Source organism: Haemophilus sp. Marseille-P9675 (assembly GCF_916862695.1).
Taxonomy (GTDB): Bacteria; Pseudomonadota; Gammaproteobacteria; order Enterobacterales; family Pasteurellaceae; genus Haemophilus; species Haemophilus haemolyticus_K.
On the sequence record NZ_CAKASP010000002.1, the window covers coordinates 321554 to 345406 of the forward strand.

Sequence of the window (23853 nt, forward strand, 5' to 3'; positions counted from 1 at the left end):
TTTCCTATACATTGCTGAAAGAATTATTTCTCTTCTTTCTTAAATCCTGATTCGACATCTTTCATATCGGGTAACTTATGTGCAATACCTTTATGACAATCGATACAAGTTTTACCATTTTCTTCAGCGAACTTATGCATCTTCGCCGCTACTCCTTTTTGTTGAGAACGATCCATACGATCCATTTTATGGCAGTTACGACATTCTTGAGAATCATTCGCCTTCATACGTGCCCACTCATTTTCAGCCATATGTAAACGACGTTCATTGAATTTCTCAATAGTATCCACTTTACCAGTATAAAATGCATAAACTTCTTTTGCTGCAACAATTTTACGCAATATTTTTGGACCAAACTCATGTGGAACATGACAATCTGGACAGCTCGCGCCTACACCTGTACGTGTTTGAAAATGGGTACTATGCAAATATTCAGGATAAACATCATTTGTATGACAGCTTGAACAGAATTTTTCTGTATTGGTTTCAGCTAGACCATAATTAAAGCCTACCCAAGCCAAAATTCCTGCAATAAATGCAAGTGAAATGATTGTTCCCACTGCAATTCGGCTTGGTGTTCTGAACCAATGCCAAAAAGATTTAATTAAATTTGTTAATTTTTTCATTTTTGCTCACCTTAATGATGTTGGTTCAAATATTTATCTGAAGAATGACCAAATTCTTTGAGCGTTTCCTCAAATTTTTCTTTATATTCAGGCGTTTTAGTCACTTGTGGTAACGGTTGATCTGCTTTTCTATCATAACCTGGCGTAGAGCGATATGTTTGTTCAACAATCGGTTTTGCATCAGTTTGTGGAACATGACATTGTAAACAGAAATAACGACGTGCAGAGACTGTATCGCCTAAATGCCCTTCACGATCATAAAAGTGAGTTTTACTTGGTACAGTAGCGCCAACAAGTTGAGCTACATCAGCATTATGGCATTCTAAACAACGGTTTGTGTTTTTACTCACTTGCATCCCTTTAATACTGTGTGGTACTACAGGAGGTGCAAAAAGCATATCACGAGGTTGGATACCTGTATCTTTTAGGTTATTTTTAAACTCAGGTTGAATCGCTTCATGTGCATTTTCAACACCTGATTTCACCACTTCTACATTAGTATTCGGATAAACTTCAGCATGAAGCATGGCTGAACATCCCAATAATGCCATAATCATGGCCATCATCTTTTTCATTTTTCACTCCATTTGTGAATTTATTTTCACAAAATTGGCATAAGCCGTTAAAAAATACGATAAAGTGCGGCCATATTTCTATTATTTTACTATGACCGCATACGTTTTACGCTTTTACTACTTTAACTGCACATTTTTTATAGTCAGTTTCTTTTGAAATTGGGTCTGCCGCATCTAAGGTTAAGCGGTTAACTTGCTGACCCGCATCAAAGAACATAGTGAAAACTAAACCGCGAGGTGGCTTATTACGTCCACGTGTATCCAAATAAGATACCATCTCACCACGACGAGTAATCAATTTAATTTTATCGCCATGACGCATTCCACGTGCCTCAGCATCTAGCGGATGCATATATACAACATTGTTTGGGAATGAACGGTGAATTTCTGGTACACGACGTGTCATAGTACCTGTATGCCAATGTTCTAAAACACGGCCAGTACATAACCACATATCGTATTCTTCATCTGGTGATTCTGCAGGTGCCTCATAAGGTGCGGCAAAAATAACCGCTCTTTTATCTTTTTGACCATAGAAATCTACTTCACGGTCTTTAGAAGCAAAGAAGTCATATCCCTTACGATAACGCCAACGTGTTTCAACACCATTTACGACAGGCCAACGTAATCCACGAACTTCTTCACTTTGATACATATCATATGGTGCTAAATCGTGTCCGTGACCGCGCCCAAACTCAGCATATTCTTCAAATAAACCTTTTTGTAAATAGAAGCCAAAATGCTCAGCATCATCATTTAAATGATCTGTTGGTTTTTCAAATTTATTCACGTTGCCATTTAAATAAAGCACTTCATATAACGTTTTACCTTTAAATTGCGGATTAGCGTCAAGCAATTCTTTTGGCCAGACTTCATCAGTTTTAAAATATTTAGAAAACTCAAGAACTTGCCATAAATCAGATTTTGCCTCACCAGGTGCTTTTACCTGCTGTTTCCATGCTTGGGTACGACGCTCAGCGTTACCAAAAGCCCCTTCTTTTTCCACCCACATTGCAGTTGGTAAAATTAAGTCAGCCGCTACTGCACTTGCTGTTGGATAAGGATCCGATACAACAATAAAGTTTTGTGGATCTCGCCAAGCTGGCATACGTTCCTGATTACTATTTGGGCCAGACTGCATATGGTTATTACACATTTGCCAGTAAACATTGATTTTGCCATCTTTCATTGCACGGTCAATTTCATTAATTGACAAGCCAACTTGCGTTTGCACCGCACCAGCTGGCAACTTCCAAATACTTTCTGCTTTTGCCACATGTTGTGGGTTTGTAACAAGCATATCCGCAGGTAAACGGTGTGGGAATGTTCCAACTTCACGAGCAGTACCACAAGCAGATGGTTGACCCGTCAAAGAGAATGGGTGGTTACCTGGTTTAGAAATCTTGCCTGTTAATAAATGTAAACTATGTAACATTTGGTTTAACCACACACCACGAGTATGCTGGTTAACACCCATTGTCCAGAATGAAGTAACATTTGTTTTTGGATCAGCATATGCTTGCGCAAGTGCTTCTAATTGATTTTTAGGAACTCCTGTTAGTTTATGGGTATACTCAAGATCATACTCTGATACAAATTTCTTATATTCATCAAAGGTAAAATCAAGCATTTTACCTGCACCTTTCCCCGCATTTTTCGCAGCTTTTTCTAAAGCATGATCAGGTCTAAGTGCATAACCAATATCTGTTGTAGCCTTTTTAAATTTAGTATTTTCTGCAACAAATTTCTCATCTACACCACCATTTTGGATGATATAGTTTGAAATATAGTTAGCAATAGCTAGGTCTGTTTGAGGAATGAATACAATGCCATAATCTGCTAATTCAAATGAACGATGTTCAAACGTTGAAAGAACAAAAATTTTCAGATCTGGGTGGTTTAATTTGCGATCGGCAATACGTGACCATAAAATTGGGTGCATTTCAGCCATATTAGAGCCCCAAAGCACCATAACATCCGCATTCTCGATGTCATCATAACATCCCATCGGTTCATCAACACCAAAGGTACGAATAAAGCCAGTTGCGGCAGATGCCATACATTGACGCGCATTTGGATCAATATTGTTTGAACGTAAACCAGCTTTATAGAATTTAGATTTTGCGTAGCCTTCAATAACTGTAGTTTGACCAGAGCAGTAATGTGCAACAGAACTTGGACCTTTCTTACGAATTGCTTCTTTCGTTTTATCCGCAAATACAGTAAATGCAGTTTCCCAACTTACTGGCGTAAACTCACCATTTTTATCATATTTACCATCTTTCATTCGAAGCAATGGCTGGGTTAAACGATCCTTACCATACATAATTTTAGATAAGAACAACCCTTTAATACAATTCAATCCACGGTTTACTTCAGCATCTGGATCGGCATAAGTAGCAACAACACGGCCATCTTGTGTACCAACCATTACACTACAACCTGTACCACAGAAACGGCAAGGTGCTTTTTCCCAATGAATATCTTTATTGATATTTTCTTCCGCTGCAACATTTTTGATTGGAATACTAATACCAGCAGCAACTGCTGCCGCTGCAGCAGCATTTGCCTTCATAAAGTCACGACGACTTATGCTCATAGTGTTTCCCCCACTATTATTAACACTAAAAAATAAAAAACTAATTATCTTCTACTTGATGATAAACTAACGAAACCGTAATAACACCATCAATATCTCTAGCCAATTCCATACGATTAGCTAATTCTTTCTGACTATTTGCTTGCATTACTGCAACAATTTTACCATTTTCCTCATTGACTGCATGAATTTCAGTATCAGGTAATTTGGAAAGCTCACTTTGAATTATACCAAGTTTTGACACCATACATTGCACAACAATGCCACAAACCTGCCATTTCTCAACTGTATCTGTTTTTATTAAATCGTTAATTTTCATTTTCATTATTGTGAGATGGATAAAACAAAGTTATTGCATCGACAGGACAACGTTGAATGCAAGCGCCACAACCATTACAAGCATCCACATCTAATACAGGCTTGGCTATTCCACCTGCTTGCCAACGAAATTTAATTGCGTTCTTTGGGCAATTATCTTGACAACTACGACAAGCTATATTTTTTTCCGTTAAACAATCTTTACCAATCTCAATTTTATGGTTCCAAGGTTGCTCAGAACAAGAACGGAAAATTGGTTGTTTACATATATCTACACATTTTCCACAAAAAGTACATTCCCCCTTATCGAAACACACTTCAGGGAATCCACCATCGCCTTTTACCAAAATATTGGTTTCACAGACAGAAAGACAATCGCCACAGCGCGTACATTGCTCTACAAAAATAGAATTTTCAACGGTCCAAGGAGGGCGAACCCCATCAAAGCCTTGTTTTTGCTCGGTTTTCGTATGCAAAGACGTTAAAAATTTACCTCGTAAAAATTGTCTGCGGGGTAAGTTTTCAACAGTCATCCAGGTGCCTTCTATAAATCCGTCAGTACTTTTGGGTTGGTGATTATGAAGTTCCTAACCAGGAATAGGAACCACCCAAAATAGGTAGTTATTTACTTTTTTTGAACTTTCTTTGTGATAGATCAAATTTAAATCGTAATAAAAAATAACTCGACATAGTTGTTTTTTACCGCGATATTTTAACAAAACTACTCTGCTTTTGCTGGATATTCCCACCAAATATCAAATAATTCGCTTACTTCAATTTGTTGCAAACCATTTGTTTCTAACCATTTTTTCACAGTTTCACGGTGGCTTTCATCACATTTACCAATTTTTTCTAGGCAAACTAAACCTTCCCAATGTAAATACCCGCTACCTTCATAAGCTAGACCATTTGGTTGAATCACTTCGTTAATAAAACGATCAACGATTTCATCTACAGTTTCAATCGCAGTACCTTCTGCAAATTGGAAATTTACAAGAAAACCAAGTTCTTGGAATTCAGCGAGGTGAAGTTTTTTGCGTTGACGTTGATTGTAAGATTTAGACATGGTATTTCTCCTATTAAGGTCGTATTCAAATCAGTATTCTATATTAAATTCGTGAATTTGGCATCGGATTTCCCCAACTTCAATCTTCACCCAAAAGTTAACTTGCTCAAAATAGGCTTATTTCTTCACAAAGTATAAATCCCAAACACCATGACCAAGTCTGTGGCCTCTGGCTTCAAATTTAGTTAAAGGTCTAAAATCTGGTCTTGGAATATAATCGCCATTTTTCGAGATGTTCACTAAATCAGTGTTTGCGCTTAATACTTCTAGCATTTGCTCTGCATAATTTTCCCAGTCTGTCGCCATATGGATAAAACCATTTTCACCTAATTTTTGTACCACTTGTGCCACAAAGTGCGGTTGAACAATACGACGTTTATGATGTTTTGCTTTATGCCAAGGATCGGGGAAAAATAACTGTAAACCGCCAAGCGCACCATCTGCAATACTGTCTCGTAAAATTTCCGTTGCATCATGACAAATCACACGTAAATTCGTTACGCCTTTTTCCACAGCATAAGCAATACAAGCACCAACGCCAGGAGTATGAACTTCAATACCAAGGTAATTTTTGTCAGGATTAGCAAAAGCCATATCCACGAGCGATTTTCCCATTCCAAAGCCAATTTCTAATACAACTGGATTATCATTGCCATAAATCTTCACAAAATCAAAAGGTTCCGTTTGATAATCTAAACCAAGTGTTCCCCAGTTATCATTCATCATATTTCTTTGAAATTCGCTCAAACGACCAGTGCGGAGCACAAAACTACGGACTTTTCGTTTATAACGGCCATCTTCGGTAAATTCTGCGGTTTCAACGGTTTTACGTTTTTGATCAGCAAAAGTTTGTGTCATAAAAATCTTGTTCGTGAAAAAATTGGCGGCGATTATACACGTTTTTCTCGTATAATAGGGCAAATTTTTTCCCAAGGTTGATTATGAAAATTGTCCGAGTGGCACTGGCTGTGCCGCTTCCTCGTTTATTTGATTATCTCGTCCCCGATGATGTTTCATTACAAATCGGTATGCGTGTTCTTGTGCCTTTTGGTACGCAAAAACGCGTAGCGATTGTGGCTAATTTCCCAACAAAATCAGACGTTCCAGAGGATAAACTTAAAGCCATTCTTCAACCATTGGATTTAGCACCGCTCTTTACCCCAATTTATTGGGATTGGCTTCATTGGGCAGCAAATTATTATCAAGCGGGATTAGGCGATGTGTTATTTCAAGCCTTGCCTGTGAAATTGCGTAACGGCGAAAGTGCGGTGAAAAATGACCGCACTTTTTGGCGAATTACAGATGCGGGGAAAAATGCCCTTGAACAAGGCCTGTTAAAACGCTCGAAAAAGCAAGTTGAAGCCCTACAATGCTTATCTGAAATAGATCTTGAAAAAGGCAATAATGAGTTTTCCTCTGCGATTTGGTCAACCTTAAAAGCCAAAGGGTTTATTGAGGAAATTACTATCCAAACAACGCCCCTAAGCTGGCAACAAAGCTTAGGCAATAACCCAATTGTCAATGCTGAAAATCGTTTAACCTTAAATAAGCAGCAATCCTTAGCGTTTAGCCAATTGCTCTTTCATTCTGGCTTCAATGTATGGCTGCTCGATGGGGTGACTGGTTCAGGTAAAACAGAAATTTATCTGCAATATATTGAAGAAATTTTAAAATCGGGTAAGCAAGTATTAGTACTTGTACCCGAAATCGGGCTAACACCACAAACAGTGCACCGTTTCAAAGCGCGTTTCAACGTAGAAATTGATGTGCTGCATTCTAATTTAACCGATACGCAACGGCTTTATGTATGGGATCGTGCTCGTTCAGGACAAAGTGCCATTGTGATTGGCACGAGATCGGCATTGTTCACGCAATTTTCTAATCTTGGTGCAATTATTTTGGATGAAGAACACGATGCGTCTTACAAACAGCAAGACAGCTGGCGTTATCACGCGCGAGACTTGGCGATTGTGCTAGCTCAAAAACTGAATATTGCCGTATTAATGGGTTCCGCCACGCCAAGTTTAGAAAGTATTAATAATGTACAAAACGGCAAATACCAACATTTAGTTTTGTCAAAAAGAGCGGGGAGTTCCACCGCACTTCGCCATTTTGTTATTGATTTGAAAAATCAATACATACAAAACGGGCTTTCAAAACCTTTATTGGAACGAATGAAAGCTCATCTAGAGAAAGGCAATCAAGTGTTACTTTTCTTGAATCGTCGTGGCTTTGCGCCCGTATTGCTTTGCCACGAATGTGGTTGGATCGCACAATGCCCTCATTGTGAAAAACCTTATACCTATCATCAGCATCAAAATGTATTGCGTTGTCATCATTGTGGCGCTCAGAAAACTATTCCTCGACAATGTGGTGATTGTGGCTCGACTCATTTAGTCACTACAGGTCTCGGCACGGAACAATTAGAAGAAACCTTGAAAATGCTATTTCCTCATTATTCTGTAGCGCGAATCGACCGCGATAGCACTGCGCGTAAAGGAAAATTGGAAGGTTATTTAGAAGATATTCAACAAGGCAAAAGTCAAATTTTGATTGGCACACAAATGCTTGCGAAAGGACATCATTTTCCGAATGTTACTCTCGTTGCCTTAGTGAATGTAGATAGTGCATTATTTTCACTGGATTTTCGTGCAGAAGAACGTTTAGCTCAACTTTATATTCAAGTTGCTGGACGTGCAGGGCGTGCCGATAAACAAGGCGAAGTCGTGCTACAAACACATTATCCTGATCATCCTTTGCTCACTACGTTATTAGCGAATGGCTATCAAGCTTTTGCAAAAGAAACCTTACAATTACGCCATTCAATGGGATTGCCGCCTTTCACTTTCCAGGCGTTATTCAAAGCACAGGCTAGACATTCTGAGCTTGCAGAAAATTGCTTAAGCCAGATTGTAGATTTTTTTCAATCAAAGCAAATCACGGGATTGCAAATGCTTGGTCCAATGCCTGCACCGTTCAGCAAAAAAGCAGGGCAATATCGCTGGCAGTTATTATTGCAACATCCGTCAAGAATGACGTTGCAAAAAGCATTGAGAGAATATCAACAAGCCGAACTTGAAAAAAACAGCCAAGTGCGGTTAATTTTGGACATCGATCCGCAAGACTTATCATAAAAATGCGGTGAAAATTCACCGCACTTTCTCTATAAAATCTATTTGAAATCTTCGACATCACCCAATAGACAGGCATATTTCGCCGTATTGGGGCTCGACTCCAAGGCAATTTTTAATGCCATTGTAAGGGGAACAGATAGTAGCATTCCCACTGTTCCAAGTAACCATCCCCAAAACAATAATGAAAGGAACACCACTAAGGTTGAAAGCCCTAATCGCTCACCCATCATTTTAGGTTCAATAATGTTACCGACAACCATATTAATCGCAATAACACCTATTGCCACGCCAAAGCCAATGCCAAAACCATTCAGTAATAAGGCTTGCACAATAATTGGAATAGCTGCAATGATAGAACCAATATTGGGAATATAATTCAGCAAGAAACTCAAGGTTGCCCACAAAATGGCATATTGAACCCCACAGGCTTCCAACAAAATAAAAATACCAACACCAGTAAGCAAGCTCGTGATACTTTTAATGCCAAGATAACCAATTACGCCTTGCAAAACGCGATCAATATGGCGTTCTTCTTTGGCGGCATCATGAGGGGTGGAACTAATCACCATAGCAAATTTATGTTTCATTGTTGGCGCTTCAGCAAGCATAAAAATCACGACTAATACCAAAACAAACACATTACTCACCACACCAGAAAAATTCAGCAATACTCGGCTCACAAAATTCATAATGATGCTTGGGTCAAAATTTTCTTGGATGGTTTCACGTGAAAGCGTGAAAGGCAAATTGAAACGCTGCAATAATCCAGTTAAATCACTCACGCGTTGTGAAAGCAAAACTTTATATTGTGGAATAGATTGGGTAAATTCTCTTGCAGTGCTGTTAATCAACCCGACTAAGAAGAAAAACACCAAAGAAATCAAGACGAAAAGCAAAGTAATAGCTAACCAATGAGGAATTCGGCGTTGCGTCATCGCCTTAATCATCGGTGAACAAATTATCGCGATAAACAGCGATAGCAAGAATGGCACCACAATTTCTGCCGCCAATTTTACGCCAGCTAAGATAATAATCACCGAAGCAATGCCAAGCAAAGTGCGGTGTAAATTTAAATTATTTTGCACTAAATCGCATCCTCGTTTTCTTCGCCTGTGCGAATTCGGATCGCTCGCTCAACGTTATAAACAAAAATTTTGCCGTCACCAATTTTGCCTGTTTGTGCCGTTTCAATAATAGCTTCAATACATTGATCCACAAGCTCATCAGGAACCACTACTTCCAATTTCACTTTCGGCAGAAAGTCCACCATATATTCTGCACCACGATAAAGTTCTGTATGACCTTTTTGGCGACCGAATCCACGTACTTCCGTGATTGTCATACCTGAAATACCAATATCTGAAAGACTTTCTCGCACATCATCTAATTTAAACGGTTTAATCATTGCTTCGATTTTTTTCATGCTATTTCTCCAGATTTTCACGTCTTGCAGATTTAGGACGGAAACTTTCGATGATTTCAGGCTTGGTATCAATATATAAGCCGTTAATCAATTGCAAACAATAAGGCACTGCACTAAAAATGCCTTTTACAAGCACATTTCCTTCTTTATCTTTCACGCCTTCTAAGGTTTCTTTTATCGCTTTAGGCTGACCAGGAAGATTTAAAATCAGGCTTTCCTTACGAATCACGCCCACTTGACGGGATAAAATTGCAGTGGGCACAAAATGCAAACTAACTTGGCGCATTTGTTCGCCAAAACCCGGCATTTCTCGATCTGCTACCGCAAGGGTGGCGTCAGGCGTTACATCGCGTTTTGCAGGCCCTGTTCCTCCGGTTGTCAGCACTAAATGGCAACCTTGTTCATCCACCAGATCTTTTAATGTTTGTTCAATAACTGGCTGTTCATCGGGGATTAATCTTGTTTCCAAATGGAAAGGATCAACAAGCGCTTGTTCTAACCAAGCCTGTAATTCTGGGATGCCTTGATCTTGATACACGCCTGCTGATGCTCGATCAGAAACAGACACCAGACCAATTTTTAAAAGTGCGGTCATATTTTTCCTTATTTTAAGTGTATATATCTATTTATCAGTAAATTTAGTTTCCAATACCTTTTTAACAGGTGTAAAACTACGACGGTGTTGCGGTAATGCGCCAAGTTCAGCTAATTTTTCCAAATGTAATTTGGTTGGATAGCCTTTATGCTGGGCGAAAGCGTATTCTGGATATTGCTTGTCTAATTCTTCCATTTCTTGGTCTCGTGCCACTTTCGCCAAAATAGAGGCTGCACTGATTTCCGCCACAAGGCTATCGCCTTTTACGACGGCTTGCGCTGGAATATTTAAATCTTTTGGGATCTTATTGCCATCAACCAACACAAAGTGCGGTTGAATTTTTAAAGATTTTACCGCTCGAGTCATTGCCAGCAAGGAGGCTTGCAGGATATTTATCTCGTCAATTTCGTTAGCTTCAGCTCGTCCTAATGCCCAAGCAAGAGCTTTTTCTTTGATTTCTTCAGCAAGTGCTAAACGTTTTTTCTCAGAAAGTTTTTTAGAATCAGCGAGGCCTTCAATTGGGTTATTCGGATCTAAAATAACGGCTGCCGTTACAACAGCCCCAACTAGAGGGCCTCGCCCAACTTCATCAACGCCAGCGATCAATTCATAGCCTTGTGGATATTCAAACATTTTCTGTTCCTTCTAATAAATCAATGACCGCTTGAGCTGCTTGCTTATCGGCATTGCATTGAATTTTTTGGTGTAAATCTGTGAAGTGCTGAATTAAAACATGGCGATTTTTTACCGCACTTTCATCATCAGAAAGATAAACAGATAGTTTTTCAGCGAGTAATTCTGGCGTGCATTCTTCTTGAATCATTTCAGGAACGAGCATTTCATTCGCAAGTAAGTTTGGTAAAGAAATATAATCGGTTTTCACTAAACGTTTTGCTAAGAAATAGGTCAGTGGTTTCATTCGATAGCCAACCACCATGGGTGATTTACAAAGCATTGCTTCAAGTGCAGCTGTTCCGGAAGCAAGAAGTGTAGCATCAGCTGCGATCATTGCTTGTCGTGCATTGCCATCAATTAAATGCAGATCTAGATTTGGCGCAATTTTAGCTTTAATGGCTTCAAATTGAATTCGTCGTTTTTCGTTCACCAAAGGAACTAGGAATTGTAAATCAGGGAATTGTTCTTTTAACAATAAAGCGGCTTTCAAGAAAGGCTCAGTCAAAAACTCCACTTCTGATCCACGACTTCCAACTAATATAGCTAAATAGCGTTGTGTGGGATCAATCTGGAGCATTTGGCAGGCTTCGGCACGGTTTGGTTTGAGCGGAATAGCATCTGCCATTGTGTGCCCAATAAAACGGCAAGGCACATTAAATTTATCGTAAAAGGCTTTCTCAAAAGGCAAAAAGGCAAGAACTTGATGGGTCGCTTTGGCAATTTTATGGATGCGATTTTGACGCCATGCCCATACAGAGGGGCTTACGTAATGAATAGTTTTAATTCCGTTTGCTTTGAGCTTGAGTTCTACATCCAAATTAAAATCAGGCGCATCAATGCCGATGTAAACATCAGGTTTTTCTTGCAGCATAGTTTGAATGACATTTTTGCGAATTTTCAACAGGCGAGGAAGATGTTTCAAAATTTCAGCCAAGCCCATGACTGAAAGCTCTTCCATATCGACGAGCGTTTCACAGCCTTCAGCTAACATTCTTGGGCCTGCAATGCCAATAAAGCGAGCATTAGGATAATGAGCTTTGAGCTGTCGAATTAACCCCGCCCCGAGAATATCGCCAGATACTTCTCCAGCAACAAGAGCAATGGTTGGATTTGTTTTGTTCATCAAATTTACCCTAAAAAATAACCGCACTTTGGTGTGCAAAGTGCGGTTGAAAACAGAGATACTTTATTAACGAATAATACCGCGAGTTGAACGTTTGAAAAATTCAACAAAGAAACTAATCGCTGAATCGGTTTCCGCAATTTGCTCAATTTCTGGTAACACTTCTTCGAGCGTTTTACCGCTACGATAGATCATTTTATAAACGTTACGGATTGCGTGCATGGTTGGTTTATCAAAACCACGACGTTTTAAACCTTCTAAGTTTACGCCGAATGGACGGGCGTGGTTGCCTTGAGCCATAACGTAAGGAGGTACATCTTGGCTTACCATAGAACCACCGCCTAACATGACGTGTGCACCAACGATTACAAATTGGTGAATTGCTGACATACCACCAACAATCACGAAATCATCTAATTCTACGTGACCTGCAAGCGTTGCATTGTTTGCTAAAATACAGTTGTTTTTAATTTGGCAATCGTGTGCAACGTGAACATTCACCATTAATAAATTGTTATTGCCAATAGAGGTTACGCCACCGCCTTGGATGGTGCCGCGATGGATTGTCACGTGTTCACGAATTCGGTTGCCATTACCAATAATCGTTTTGGTTGCTTCGCCGTTATATTTTAAATCTTGGTTCACTTCACCAATGCTAGCGAATTGATAGATTTCATTATCTTCGCCAATAACCGTATCGCCACGTACGACAACGTGAGATTTCAATACAGTGCGAGCTTTAATTTCAACAGTGCCTTCAACAATACAGAAAGGCCCGATAACAACACCTTCACCAATAACTGCGCCTTCTTCAACTAAGGCTGTAGGATGGATTTTTGCATTTGGGTGGATCATATTTACCCTCTTAATTAACGACGAGCGCACATTAGTTTTGCTTCACAAGCAATTTCACCGTTTACGGTTGCAACACCGGTAAATGCAGTAATGCCACGGCGTTCTTTAATCACTTGAACGTTTAATTCCATTTGATCTCCAGGTAACACTGGGCGTTTAAAGCGCGCTTCATCAATACCTGCGAAATAGAATAATTCACCGCCTTTTAATTCGTGAGTTTTAAAGGCTAAAATGCCCATTGCCTGTGCCAAAGCTTCTAAGATTAAAACGCCCGGTAAAATAGGTTCGCCAGGGAAGTGACCTGTGAAACAAGGCTCATTGACGCTAATATTTTTAATCGCTTTTAACCATTCGCCTTCTTTAAAATCCAATACGCGATCCACTAATAAAAATGGATAGCGATGTGGTAATAAAGTCATAATTTCTTTTGATTCGATCACTCTTGGTTGTTGTTCTGACACGTTGACACCTTACAAAAAATAAACAAATAAAATCTCTTGGATTATACGATATTTACGGCTAAAAATAAAACGCACCATAAAAGTTGGTGCGCTCTACAATAAATTAATTAATCTTCTTCTCTAATGCTTTCACACGTTTATTTATTTCATCAATTCCCAAAGTTAATGCCGCAGTTTTACGCCATGCTTTGTTCGTTTGCAATGGAATACCAGATGAATAGACGCCAGGCTCAGTAATTGGACGCATCACCATTCCCATACCTGTAATAGTTACCTTATCGCAGATTTCCATATGACCATTGATTACACTCGCACCACCAATTAAGCAATACCGCCCAACTGTTAAGCTTCCAGCCATAATGACCCCACCCGCAACCGCGGTGCCGGTACCAATATGTACGTTATGGGCAATTTGACAAAGATTATCAATAATAACATTATCCTCAATAACAGTTGCATCTAAAGCACCACGATCAATACAAGTGCAAGCACCTATTTCAACATTATTACCAATAATTACCTGACCAACTTGTGGAATTTTAATCCAACGCCCACGATCATTTGCATAACCAAAACCATCGCTACCAATCACTGCACCCGATTGAATTAAACAATTTATACCAATTTCTACATCATGATAGATACTTACATTTGCCCAAAGCTGTGTATTCGCACCGATTTTTGTATTTTTACCCACAAAGCAATTTGCACCAATAATAACGTTATCGCCAAGAACAACGCCATCTTCAATAACAGTATTTGCACCGATAGAGACATTCTCTCCCAAAGATGCATGACCAGAGACTACCGCGCTAGGTGCAATACCTTGAGCTGCTTTAGGTGTAGTATCCATATATTGGGCTAAAATGGCATAGGCAACATAAGGATCTTTTACGATTAATAAATTGCTTTCAGGTGAACAAAACTCTACATCTGCTTCGGATACAACCAAGATACCAGCCTTAGAATCTTTTAATAAAGAACGGAACTTTGTATTAGAAATAAAGGTAAGCTGATGACATTGAGCCTTATCAAGAGGAGCGATATTTTCTACAACGACATCGGCGTTACCGCGAACGGTAGCGCCGATTTGAGTTGCCAATTCTTGTAAAGAATAGGTTTTTAACATGATTAATAAAGCCTATTATTTTTTCTCTTCTGTTTTTTGTGTTGCAGGAATTGTTTTTAACACAGCATCACTAATGTCTTTACCCTCTACCGCAAATACGACTGAATTTGCATCAAGCACATAGCTATAACCATTTGCTTTTGCATAATTATTTGTTGCAGTTTGAATACTATCTAGCAATTTACCACGCTCTTCAGCTTGACGTTTTTCATTTTGAGCTTGAAATTCAGCCACTTTTTTATCTTGTTCTTGCATCAATTTTTGTAATGAAGCGTCTTCAGAAGCAGCGAGTTTATTAATTTCATCTTGACGTTTTTGAATATCAGCTTTGCTTAAGCGTGCCGCATCTTTTTCTAATGCAGCTGCTTTTGCTTCTACTTTTTTACGTGCTGCAACAATTTTATCATCAATTTCTTTTTTGCTTGCAGCTAATTTATCAGCAACAGGTTTAAATTCTGCATCTAATTTATCTGCAACAGCTTGACGATCTGGATGGTTTTGGAAAACATAACCTGCATTAATGAAAGCAATTTTTTCCTCAGCAGCAGCGTAGCCTGAAGCAAGTGCAATACCTAATGCAAGTGCGGTTACTTTTACAACATTTTTCATTTTATAAATTTCCTTAAACAATGAGTTATTAATACTTTCTACACTAAAACAAATTTAGTATAGAACGTTTTCTTTGAATGATGATACAACAAAAAGTTCAATTTATTAAAATGAACCACCAATACTAAATTGGAATTGTTCTACATCATCATATTCATATTTCTTAATCGGTTTTGCGTAAGAGAAAACCAACGGTCCAATTGGTGATTGCCATTGGAAACCTACACCAGCAGATGCTCGAATACGACTAGGTGAACTATAATCTGGCAAATTAGCAAATTTAGCCTTATCCTCAGCTTTCCATTTAGTGTTCCATACACTTGCTGCATCTACAAACAAAGATGTTCTCACCGAGTTTTGTCCCTTGTCTCCAACAAATGGCGTTGGCACAATTAATTCAGCACTTGCTGTTGTAATCGCATTACCACCAACAACATCGGTGCTTGGAACCCATTCAGGATGACGTCCTGAAGCATCATTCCGATAGTAGATAGCATTAGGCCCTATTGCGCCATAAGCAAAGCCACGCAATGAACCAATACCACCTGCGGTATAAGTTTGATAAAACGGTAAACGTTTATTACCAAATCCATTCGCATAACCCGCTGATGCTTTTGCAGAAATAACCCAACGATGATCTCGATCGAGTGGATAGAATCCCTGGATATCTGCACTTAATTTATAATATTTGTTATCAGAACCAGGCACCGTAACACGACCGCCAAGCGTTGCTTTTACCCCTTCCGTAGGGAAATAACCTCTATTCAGACTGTTATAGTTCCACCCAAATGAAAAATCAAAATCATCTGTTTTAATAGAATTCCCGTTAAAATTCATTGATGATAGATACAAATCACGATTATATTCTCTCGCAAAATTACTAATCTTATTATAGGTGTAGCCTAAACCCATATAATATGAATTATTTTCGTTAACAGGGAAGCCTAAAGTAAGGTTTCCACCATAGGTAGTACGTTTATAAGTAGATGAAGTCTCACTTTTTGAATTATCATAATTTTCAAAGAATACGTTACCACCAAGGCTTACACCATCCTTAGTAAAATAAGGCTCTGTATAACCAAGATTAAGGCTTGTGCCGTAATCATTTTTGGTTCCACCAAGGCTTACTGCCGCACCAGTACCCAAAAAGTTATCTTGTTTAACACTTGCCTGATAACTAATACCACTTTCTGTACCATAACCAATACCAAAATTGATACTACCTGTTTGACGTTCTTTTACTTTATAAATAACATTGACTTCATCAGAACTGTTTTGAACTGGGATAATTTTACTTTCTACAGTTTCAAAAAAGCCCGTACGATCTAAACGAACTTTTCCTAATTCAACAAGTTGGGAATTATACCAAGTACCTTCTTGTTGTCTCATTTCCTGGCGCAATGTGCTATCCGCGGAAACAGTATTACCTTCAAAACGAACCTCTCTAACCGTTAAACGACGACCTGCATCAACTACAAAAGTGATGGCTAACGTTTTATTTTCTTCATCAAAATCAGGCACTGAATTAACCGTTGCACTGCCATAGCCTCGCTCTCCTAATTTTGCTTTGATAGCATTCTCTACATCAACAATATCGCTACGACGATAAGTATCATTTAAATGCAATTTTGAAAGTAAAGGCTCAAGTTCTGTTGCCATACCGCCAACATTACCGACAATACGGGCCCCACGTAAATCATATTTCTGCCCTTCATTTATATCAATAGAAACAGTAACACGTTTTTTTTCATCATTTAGCTGAACATCTTGCTTGGTAATGTGCGCTTTTGCATAACCGTTATTATGGTAATACTCTTCAATTGCTTGCAAATCTTTACCAAATTGCTCACCTTCAAATTTATTGCCCCACAATTTCCACCACGCATCAGGCTGTAATTCCATTTGTTCTTGAAGTGTGCTACTACTTACTGATTCATTTCCATTAAAAGTTACTGAATCTAATTTTGCAGTATCATCTTCATCAATTTGAACAATAACTTCTGCACGGTTATTCGGTAATGTATTCACTATCGCTTCAACTTTTGCGTTATAACGCCCTTTGGCTTCATAACCATCTCTTTTAACGGCTTTAACAAACTCATTTAATATTGTTCTATTAAGTACCGCGCCAGTTGCTATACCACTCTGGGTTAAATTCTGTTTAATTACATCAGCTGGAATTGCAGAACTTCCTTTAACTTGAACATCCGCAATAATCGGTTTTGCAACCACACTGACAACTAACGCATCCCCGTCTTGACGAGCTTTAACATCATCGAACTGTCCACTAACGAATAACGAGCGAACAATATTAGCAACATTTTGATCTGTTACACGCTGTCCTGCTCGCACAGGCAAACTTGCAAGAATAGACTGCTCTAGGTCACCTTGCGCACCTTCAATACGAATTTCTTTAGCAACGAAAGGCGCAGCCAATGCGCTTACCGTTGTACCGAATAATAAACTTGCTATGAGAAGTTTTTTCATCGACTGTATCCTATATAAAAATTATAGACGTAAAAAATCATTAAATAACGCAAACGCTGTTAATGTTAGCAACAACGCCGCACCAATTCGATAACAGACATTTTGTACCTGTTCTGAAATAGGTTTTCCTTTTATTGCTTCAACTGCAAGAAAAACTAAATGGCCACCATCTAACACAGGCAACGGAAATAGATTCATAATACCCAAATTAACACTGACTAATGCCATAAAACTCAAAAAATAAATGAATCCAATACTTGATGATGCTCCCGCACCTTTAGCAATAGAAATTGGCCCACTTAAATTATTTAATGACAAATCACCGCTAATCAGTTTTCCTAATACTTTTAATGTTAAAAGAGAAAGCTGAGTTGTTTTTTCAATACCTTTTTGAACTGATTCAAGAATACCATATTTTAACTCTGTGCGGTACTCATCACCTAATTTTATAAAAGTAGGACTCACACCCACAAACCATTTTCCACTCTGATTACGCACTGGAGTGATAATTTTGTCAAGCGTTTCCCCATTACGTTCAACTTTAATAGAAAAAGATTCGCCTTGTTCGACCTGTTTTATAAAATCTTGCCAAGGAAGTGCGGTTAAATTTTCTTTTAAAATTTTATCACCGATTTGTAAACCGGCTTTCTCAGCGGGAGAACCTTGAACAACTTTAGAAAGCACCATTTCAACTTTAGGACGCATAGGCATAATCCCTAATGCCTCAAAAGCACTTTCTTTTTCAGGATCAAAAGTCCAATTTGTAAGATTTAAAGTACGTTGTTGTTCAACATTAGAACCAAAAGGAGAAAGGGTAATTTCAACATTAGGCTCACCCATTTTTGTGGCAAGTAGCATATTGATGGTTTCCCAATCTTGAGTTTCTTCGCCATCAACAGCAAGAATTTGCGTATTAGGTTCAATGTGAGCTTGTGCCGCGATTGAACTTGGCGTTATCGATTCAATCACAGGTTTAACACTTGGCATTCCATAAAGGTAGATGACCCAATATGCAAAAATCGCGAAAATAAAATTCGCCAAAGGTCCTGCAATAATCACAAATGCGCGTTGTAATACGCTTTTACTGTCAAATGCTTGTGGCTTTTGTTCAACTGGAACCGCTTCATTACGTCCATCAAGCATTTTTACATAGCCGCCTAAAGGAATCATTGAGACCGCAAATTCTGTACCATGCTTATCGATTCGTTTCCAAATTACCTTACCAAAGCCAATTGAAAAACGATGGACTTTTATACCGCACTTTCTAGCAGCCCAAAAGTGTCCATATTCGTGAACGGATACCAATACCGCAATAGCAATGATAAAAGAACCTAGCGACCACAAAAATGACATTCAAAATCCTTATAACACAAAGAAATAGAAGTAGCTGAAAAAAGGTACCGCTGCAGTCAAGCTATCAATGCGATCTAATACACCCCCATGACCAGGAATCAATTGGCTGCTGTCTTTCACACCAGACTCACGTTTAAACATGCTTTCAGTTAAATCACCCAATACCGAAATTGCAACTGTTGCAACGGAAAGAATAACGAATCCAGTGATATTTCGATCACCAACTAAAGCATCGCCAGAGAAATGAATAAACACAAAAGCAAGCACTAACGCAGTAATTAATCCACCAACAACACCTTCCCAGCTTTTACCAGGTGAAACTTTTGGCGCAAGTTTACGTTTACCAAATGCACGTCCGCTAAAATAAGCACCAGAATCAGCCGCCCAAACAAGCACAAATACATAAAGTAATAAAAATAAGCCGTGATAAGGATCATGGGTATAGTGTTCTAAACGTAAACGTAATACCCCCGCGATAAATGGGATTAAAGTAGAAAAGGCAAATAAAAGCTGTAAAAGAGGATTTTTAGACCAAAATTTAGCTGATTGAGGATAACTCACCACAAGCAATAAAGCTAAAATCCACCAACCAACAGCGTTCATCAATAAAAGCTGAAGATGCTGTTCAAACACACGACCCGCATCTAAATAGTTACCCTCAGTGTAGAGCCATAAAAAAATAAAAGCACCTAAAAAAGCAGCAACACAAAACCGCGCTAAAGGCTGTTTAAGGCGAGCAAACTGAGTCCATTCCCAAACGCCTAAAGTCGCTACTGCACCTAAAGCGAGGGCAAAATAAAAAGGCGTGAATAAAAATAGCGCACATAACACCGCTACGATTAACACAATGGCAGATAAAACTCGTTGTTTAAGCATAATTTTAATCCATTTATTGAATTATTCTGTCCCACCAAAACGGCGATGACGTTGTTGATAACAGGCGATGGCGCGGTTAAATTCCGCCTCATCAAAATCTGGCCACAGCACATCGGAAAAATAAAGTTCCGCATATGCAATTTGCCATAATAAAAAATTACTAATTCGTTGTTCACCACTCGTACGAATCAATAGATCAACTGGTGGTTCATCTTGTGTCACCAAATGACGCTGAAAAGTCATTTCATCAATCTCGTCAACGCTCATTTCATTATTTTTTACTTTTTCTGCAAGTTGTTTTGTCGCTTGTACAATATCCCAACATCCACCATAATTTGCAGCGATATTGAGCGTAAGTGCGGTATTTTTTTCTGTTAAATTTTCCGCTTTTGCAATTTTTTCTTGTAAAGATTCACTAAAACGAGATACATCGCCAATAATTTTCAGCCGAATATTATTTTTATGTAATTTTTTTACTTCGCGATCTAAAGCTTGCATAAAAAGCGTCATTAACGCGCTGACTTCTTGCTCTGGTCGATTCCAATTTTCGCTACTAAAGGCATAAAGTGTAAGGAAATTCACGCCAGTTTGGCGAGCATAACTTACCGCTCGGCGAACGGCAGATACGCCATTGGTATGACCAAAAATACGCATTTTATTTTTCTGTTTTGCCCACCGCCCATTACCATCCATAATAATGGCAACGTGTTTTGGAATATTGTTTTGATCGAGTTCTATCATTATTTTTATTATAAAAAGATCCCTATAAATTCGGCTGTGAACTATATCATAAGTTGTATTTGCTTGCTATGGATTAGCGATCCCTAATCCACACTTTATTTTTTACATAATTCATTTTTATAATAAAGAAAAATAAACAAAACGAGAATTTATGTATGCGATTGAACAAAATAAAGACGGCATTAGATTAAGAATATTCTTACAGCCAAAAGCCAGTAAAGATCATATTGCTGGCATTCACGATGATGAACTAAAAATTACCATTACTGCGCCACCTGTTGATGGTCAAGCAAATGCGCATTTATTGAAATTTTTAAGTAAATCCTTCAAAGTGCCCAAAAGCAGTATTATTTTAGAAAAAGGGGAATTGAGCAGACACAAACAAGTTTGGATTCCTGACCCCAAATTAATTCCAAAAGAAATTCAAAATCTATTGTAAAAACAAAGAAAAAAATCACCGCACTTTGATCTCCAACCCTATCAATTTATGCCGTTTTACGGTATTCTATGCCACATTTTCTATTGTCAAAATGCTGCAAAAGTGCGGTTAAAATTTAAGGTGATTTTATGCAAGAACAATATCGCCCCGATATGGTCGAACCAAAGGTTCAACAATATTGGGCAGAAAATAAAGTTTTCAAAGCAATCAAAGACGAATCTAAAGAAAAATATTACTGTCTTTCTATGTTCCCGTATCCTTCTGGCCGCCTGCATATGGGGCATGTGCGCAACTACACTATTGGTGATGTAATTTCTCGTTATCAACGTATGCTAGGTAAAAACGTATTGCAACCATTTGGTTGGGATGCTTTCGGCTTACCGGCAGAAGGTGCCGCAATTAAAAACAAAACTGCGCCAGCTAAATGGACGTACGAAAACATTGCCTACATGAAAAAACAACTTCAGCTTTTAGGCTTTGGTTTCGACTGGGATCGTGAAATCGCAACCTGTAAACCAGAATACTACAAATGGGAACAATGGTTCTTCACTGAGCTTTACAAAAAAGGCTTAGTGTACAAAAAAACCTCAACAGTAAACTGGTGTCCGAATGATGAAACCGTACTCGCAAACGAGCAAGTACACGAAGGTTGTTGCTGGCGTTGTGATACACCTGTGGAACAAAAAGAAATCCCACAATGGTTTATCAAAATTACTGACTATGCAGAGCAATTATTAGGTGGTTTAGATACCCTTCCACAATGGCCTGACATGGTAAAAACCATGCAGCGCAACTGGATTGGTCGTTCTGAAGGGGTAGAAATTACTTTTGATGTTGCAGATACCAACGAAAAAGTAGCGGTTTACACCACGCGTCCAGATACCTTTTACGGTGTGAGTTATTTAGGCATTGCGGCAGCACATCCATTAGCAAGTTTAGCTGCTCAAAATAATCCTGAATTAGCCACCTTTATCCAAGAAGCGAAAAACGCAAAAGTGGCAGAAGCTGATCTTGCGACAATGGAGAAAAAAGGAATGGCAACAGGCTTATTTGCCATTCATCCATTGACAGGTGAAAAATTACCAATTTGGGTTGCGAATTTCGTATTAATGCACTACGGTACTGGCGCAGTAATGGCGGTTCCAGCTCACGACCAACGTGACTTTGAATTTGCTCAAAAATACGGTTTACAAATCAAGCAAGTTATTGAACCCATTGCTGATGAAGAAATTGATTTAACCAAACAAGCCTTTACTGAACACGGCAAACTCGTTAACTCAGCTGAATTTAATGGTAAAGATTTTGATGGTGCTTTCAACGGCATTGCGGATAAATTAGAAAAATTAGGTGTTGGAAAACGTCAAGTTAATTATCGTTTACGTGACTGGGGTGTTTCTCGCCAACGTTATTGGGGCGCTCCAATTCCGATGCTAACCCTTGAAAATGGCGATGTAGTACCTGCACCAATGGAAGATTTACCTATTATTCTGCCTGAAGATGTGGTAATGGATGGCGTGAAAAGTCCAATTAAAGCTGATCCTAATTGGGCAAAAACAACGCTTAACGGCGCACCAGCGTTAAAAGAAACGGATACCTTTGATACCTTTATGGAATCCTCTTGGTATTACGCTCGCTACACTTGTCCACAATATCAAAATGGCATGCTTGATGCGGAAGAAGCAAACTATTGGTTACCAGTGGATCAATATATCGGTGGTATTGAACACGCAACAATGCACTTGCTCTACTTCCGTTTCTTCCACAAATTATTGCGTGATGCAGGATTTGTAACCAGTGACGAACCAGCCGATAAATTATTATGTCAAGGTATGGTGCTTGCAGATGCCTTCTACTACACCAGTCCAACCAATGAGCGTATTTGGGTAAGCCCAACTCAAGTGACCCTTGAGCGTGATGAGAAAGGTCGCATCATTAAAGCCACCGATCCTGAAGGGCGTGAACTAGTCCACAGTGGCATGACCAAAATGTCGAAATCCAAAAATAACGGTATTGACCCACAAGAAATGGTAGAAAAATATGGTGCCGATACCGTTCGTCTGTTTATGATGTTTGCCTCTCCAGCAGAAATGACCTTGGAATGGCAAGAATCTGGCGTAGAAGGTGCGAAACGTTTCTTAGGGCGTGTTTGGAACTTGGTATATCAATATCAACAAAATCCAGCAAAAACTAGCCTAGATATCACCGCACTTTCAACAGCGCAAAAAGCGCTTCGCCGTGAAATACATAAAACGATTGCGAAAGTGAGCGATGATATTGGTCGCCGTCAAACATTTAATACTGCAATTGCAGCAGTAATGGAGTTGATGAATAAACTGACTAAGGCTTCCTTAGAAAGCGATCAAGATCGAGCGGTCATGGCGGAAGCATTAAGTGCAGTTGTTCGTATGCTTTATCCAATTACGCCACATATCTGCTTTGAATTATGGCAAGCACTAGGAAATGAAAGCAACATCGATACCGCTGAATGGGTGAAAGCTGATGAAGCCGCAATGGTAGAAGATGAAAAACTCATTGTTGTGCAAGTAAATGGCAAAGTTCGTGGAAAAGTGACTGTCCCAGCAACCTCTTCAGAAGAAGAAATTAAAGAGGCAGCCAAAACAGATCCTAATGTTGCAAAATTCCTTGATGGAAAAGAAATCCTTAAAGAAATCTATATTCCATTAAAAATGTTGAATTTTGTGGTTAAACTATAATCCGTAGAATCTGTGGAATATTGATATTTCACAGATTCTATCTTTATTAGTGTAT

General features: G+C 38.9%; 23 protein-coding genes. 3 read left to right on the forward strand and 20 right to left on the reverse strand.

Annotated elements, in window-relative coordinates; genetic code table 11:
- Positions 1-23 precede the first annotated feature (23 nt).
- The 7 genes from LIX50_RS05225 to trmB all read right to left on the reverse strand — a co-directional run bounded on the left by LIX50_RS05225 (position 24) and on the right by trmB (position 6042).
- Entirely contained in the window at positions 24-626 is a 603-nt protein-coding gene (locus LIX50_RS05225) for a NapC/NirT family cytochrome c (RefSeq protein WP_048952794.1), read from the reverse strand.
- An 11-nt stretch (positions 627-637) separates the two neighbouring features.
- Positions 638-1201 carry a nitrate reductase cytochrome c-type subunit gene (locus LIX50_RS05230; RefSeq protein WP_048952793.1) on the reverse strand — a complete coding sequence of 188 codons (564 nt, stop codon included), beginning with the start codon at positions 1199-1201 and terminating at the stop codon, positions 638-640.
- A gap of 106 nt (positions 1202-1307) precedes the next feature.
- Entirely contained in the window at positions 1308-3800 is a 2493-nt protein-coding gene (gene napA, locus LIX50_RS05235) for a nitrate reductase catalytic subunit NapA (RefSeq protein ID WP_048952792.1), read from the reverse strand.
- Between the two features lie 40 nt (positions 3801-3840).
- The gene (locus LIX50_RS05240; RefSeq protein ID WP_048952871.1) at positions 3841-4119 is read right to left on the reverse strand and encodes a chaperone NapD; all 279 of its coding nucleotides are present in this window, start codon (positions 4117-4119) and stop codon (positions 3841-3843) included.
- On the reverse strand, positions 4109-4651 hold the full coding sequence (gene napF / locus LIX50_RS05245) for a ferredoxin-type protein NapF (protein WP_048952791.1): 543 nt from the start codon (positions 4649-4651) through the stop codon (positions 4109-4111). Before napF ends, LIX50_RS05240 begins: the two co-directional genes overlap by 11 nt.
- Positions 4652-4839: 188 nt before the next feature.
- Entirely contained in the window at positions 4840-5184 is a 345-nt protein-coding gene (locus LIX50_RS05250; RefSeq protein WP_005632159.1) for a YggL family protein, read from the reverse strand.
- A gap of 117 nt (positions 5185-5301) precedes the next feature.
- Positions 5302-6042 carry a tRNA (guanosine(46)-N7)-methyltransferase TrmB gene (trmB, locus tag LIX50_RS05255; RefSeq protein ID WP_048952790.1) on the reverse strand — a complete coding sequence of 247 codons (741 nt, stop codon included), beginning with the start codon at positions 6040-6042 and terminating at the stop codon, positions 5302-5304.
- 83 nt (positions 6043-6125) lie between these two features.
- Between trmB and priA the strand changes: the two genes are divergently transcribed.
- The gene (priA, locus tag LIX50_RS05260; RefSeq protein ID WP_048952789.1) at positions 6126-8318 is read left to right on the forward strand and encodes a primosomal protein N'; all 2193 of its coding nucleotides are present in this window, start codon (positions 6126-6128) and stop codon (positions 8316-8318) included.
- Positions 8319-8356: 38 nt separating this feature from the next.
- Here the strand turns inward: priA and LIX50_RS05265 are convergent, their stop codons facing one another.
- From LIX50_RS05265 to uppS, 13 genes are all read right to left on the reverse strand, one after another.
- Positions 8357-9403, reverse strand: a complete 1047-nt coding sequence (locus LIX50_RS05265; RefSeq protein ID WP_048952788.1) for an AI-2E family transporter — start codon at positions 9401-9403, stop codon at positions 8357-8359.
- A complete protein-coding gene (gene glnB / locus LIX50_RS05270; RefSeq protein WP_005627040.1) occupies positions 9403-9741 on the reverse strand; it encodes a nitrogen regulatory protein P-II in 339 nt (112 codons plus the stop codon). The genes LIX50_RS05265 and glnB overlap by 1 nt, the downstream gene beginning before the upstream one ends.
- Position 9742: 1 nt before the next feature.
- Positions 9743-10336, reverse strand: a complete 594-nt coding sequence (gene mog, locus LIX50_RS05275; RefSeq protein ID WP_048952787.1) for a molybdopterin adenylyltransferase — start codon at positions 10334-10336, stop codon at positions 9743-9745.
- Between the two features lie 27 nt (positions 10337-10363).
- Entirely contained in the window at positions 10364-10969 is a 606-nt protein-coding gene (gene rnhB / locus LIX50_RS05280) for a ribonuclease HII (RefSeq protein WP_048952786.1), read from the reverse strand.
- A complete protein-coding gene (lpxB, locus tag LIX50_RS05285) occupies positions 10962-12134 on the reverse strand; it encodes a lipid-A-disaccharide synthase (protein WP_048952785.1) in 1173 nt (390 codons plus the stop codon). The genes rnhB and lpxB overlap by 8 nt, the downstream gene beginning before the upstream one ends.
- 66 nt (positions 12135-12200) lie before the next feature.
- Positions 12201-12989 carry an acyl-ACP--UDP-N-acetylglucosamine O-acyltransferase gene (gene lpxA, locus LIX50_RS05290; protein WP_005642748.1) on the reverse strand — a complete coding sequence of 263 codons (789 nt, stop codon included), beginning with the start codon at positions 12987-12989 and terminating at the stop codon, positions 12201-12203.
- Between the two features lie 14 nt (positions 12990-13003).
- Positions 13004-13408 carry a 3-hydroxyacyl-ACP dehydratase FabZ gene (gene fabZ, locus LIX50_RS05295; protein WP_044233196.1) on the reverse strand — a complete coding sequence of 135 codons (405 nt, stop codon included), beginning with the start codon at positions 13406-13408 and terminating at the stop codon, positions 13004-13006.
- Between the two features lie 145 nt (positions 13409-13553).
- Positions 13554-14579, reverse strand: coding sequence for a UDP-3-O-(3-hydroxymyristoyl)glucosamine N-acyltransferase (gene lpxD / locus LIX50_RS05300; RefSeq protein ID WP_048952784.1), 1026 nt, complete (start codon positions 14577-14579; stop codon positions 13554-13556).
- Between the two features lie 15 nt (positions 14580-14594).
- Positions 14595-15188 (reverse strand): OmpH family outer membrane protein, encoded by a 594-nt coding sequence (locus LIX50_RS05305; RefSeq protein WP_048952783.1) that lies wholly within the window; start codon positions 15186-15188, stop codon positions 14595-14597.
- A gap of 105 nt (positions 15189-15293) precedes the next feature.
- Positions 15294-17675: an outer membrane protein assembly factor BamA gene (gene bamA, locus LIX50_RS05310; protein ID WP_048952782.1), complete on the reverse strand. Its 2382-nt coding sequence runs from the start codon at positions 17673-17675 to the stop codon at positions 15294-15296.
- Between the two features lie 21 nt (positions 17676-17696).
- On the reverse strand, positions 17697-19028 hold the full coding sequence (gene rseP / locus LIX50_RS05315) for a sigma E protease regulator RseP (protein ID WP_048952781.1): 1332 nt from the start codon (positions 19026-19028) through the stop codon (positions 17697-17699).
- Positions 19029-19037: 9 nt separating this feature from the next.
- Positions 19038-19904 carry a phosphatidate cytidylyltransferase gene (locus tag LIX50_RS05320; RefSeq protein WP_048952780.1) on the reverse strand — a complete coding sequence of 289 codons (867 nt, stop codon included), beginning with the start codon at positions 19902-19904 and terminating at the stop codon, positions 19038-19040.
- Between the two features lie 21 nt (positions 19905-19925).
- Positions 19926-20645 carry a polyprenyl diphosphate synthase gene (gene uppS, locus LIX50_RS05325; RefSeq protein ID WP_048952779.1) on the reverse strand — a complete coding sequence of 240 codons (720 nt, stop codon included), beginning with the start codon at positions 20643-20645 and terminating at the stop codon, positions 19926-19928.
- A 151-nt stretch (positions 20646-20796) separates the two neighbouring features.
- Here uppS and yggU point away from each other — a divergent pair, with 151 nt between their 5' ends.
- Complete coding sequence (gene yggU / locus LIX50_RS05330; protein WP_048952778.1) at positions 20797-21084, forward strand: DUF167 family protein YggU; 288 nt, start codon at positions 20797-20799, stop codon at positions 21082-21084.
- 128 nt (positions 21085-21212) lie between these two features.
- Positions 21213-23798, forward strand: a complete 2586-nt coding sequence (leuS, locus tag LIX50_RS05335; protein WP_048952777.1) for a leucine--tRNA ligase — start codon at positions 21213-21215, stop codon at positions 23796-23798.
- The last annotated feature ends 55 nt before the right edge of the window (positions 23799-23853 follow it).

Excerpts from the sequence above, each read along its gene's own strand:
- LIX50_RS05225 (WP_048952794.1), bottom strand. The coding sequence starts at position 626 with ATGAAAAAATTAACAAATTTAATTAAATCTTTTTGGCATTGGTTCAGA.
- LIX50_RS05230 (WP_048952793.1), bottom strand. The coding sequence starts at position 1,201 with ATGAAAAAGATGATGGCCATGATTATGGCATTATTGGGATGTTCAGCC.
- napA (WP_048952792.1), bottom strand. The coding sequence starts at position 3,800 with ATGAGCATAAGTCGTCGTGACTTTATGAAGGCAAATGCTGCTGCAGCG.
- LIX50_RS05240 (WP_048952871.1), bottom strand. The coding sequence starts at position 4,119 with ATGAAAATTAACGATTTAATAAAAACAGATACAGTTGAGAAATGGCAG.
- napF (WP_048952791.1), bottom strand. The coding sequence starts at position 4,651 with ATGACTGTTGAAAACTTACCCCGCAGACAATTTTTACGAGGTAAATTT.
- LIX50_RS05250 (WP_005632159.1), bottom strand. The coding sequence starts at position 5,184 with ATGTCTAAATCTTACAATCAACGTCAACGCAAAAAACTTCACCTCGCT.
- trmB (WP_048952790.1), bottom strand. The coding sequence starts at position 6,042 with ATGACACAAACTTTTGCTGATCAAAAACGTAAAACCGTTGAAACCGCA.
- priA (WP_048952789.1), top strand. The coding sequence starts at position 6,126 with ATGAAAATTGTCCGAGTGGCACTGGCTGTGCCGCTTCCTCGTTTATTT.
- glnB (WP_005627040.1), bottom strand. The coding sequence starts at position 9,741 with ATGAAAAAAATCGAAGCAATGATTAAACCGTTTAAATTAGATGATGTG.
- mog (WP_048952787.1), bottom strand. The coding sequence starts at position 10,336 with ATGACCGCACTTTTAAAAATTGGTCTGGTGTCTGTTTCTGATCGAGCA.
- rnhB (WP_048952786.1), bottom strand. The coding sequence starts at position 10,969 with ATGTTTGAATATCCACAAGGCTATGAATTGATCGCTGGCGTTGATGAA.
- lpxB (WP_048952785.1), bottom strand. The coding sequence starts at position 12,134 with ATGAACAAAACAAATCCAACCATTGCTCTTGTTGCTGGAGAAGTATCT.
- lpxA (WP_005642748.1), bottom strand. The coding sequence starts at position 12,989 with ATGATCCACCCAAATGCAAAAATCCATCCTACAGCCTTAGTTGAAGAA.
- fabZ (WP_044233196.1), bottom strand. The coding sequence starts at position 13,408 with ATGACTTTATTACCACATCGCTATCCATTTTTATTAGTGGATCGCGTA.
- lpxD (WP_048952784.1), bottom strand. The coding sequence starts at position 14,579 with ATGTTAAAAACCTATTCTTTACAAGAATTGGCAACTCAAATCGGCGCT.
- LIX50_RS05305 (WP_048952783.1), bottom strand. The coding sequence starts at position 15,188 with ATGAAAAATGTTGTAAAAGTAACCGCACTTGCATTAGGTATTGCACTT.
- bamA (WP_048952782.1), bottom strand. The coding sequence starts at position 17,675 with ATGAAAAAACTTCTCATAGCAAGTTTATTATTCGGTACAACGGTAAGC.
- rseP (WP_048952781.1), bottom strand. The coding sequence starts at position 19,028 with ATGTCATTTTTGTGGTCGCTAGGTTCTTTTATCATTGCTATTGCGGTA.
- LIX50_RS05320 (WP_048952780.1), bottom strand. The coding sequence starts at position 19,904 with ATGCTTAAACAACGAGTTTTATCTGCCATTGTGTTAATCGTAGCGGTG.
- uppS (WP_048952779.1), bottom strand. The coding sequence starts at position 20,645 with ATGATAGAACTCGATCAAAACAATATTCCAAAACACGTTGCCATTATT.
- yggU (WP_048952778.1), top strand. The coding sequence starts at position 20,797 with ATGTATGCGATTGAACAAAATAAAGACGGCATTAGATTAAGAATATTC.
- leuS (WP_048952777.1), top strand. The coding sequence starts at position 21,213 with ATGCAAGAACAATATCGCCCCGATATGGTCGAACCAAAGGTTCAACAA.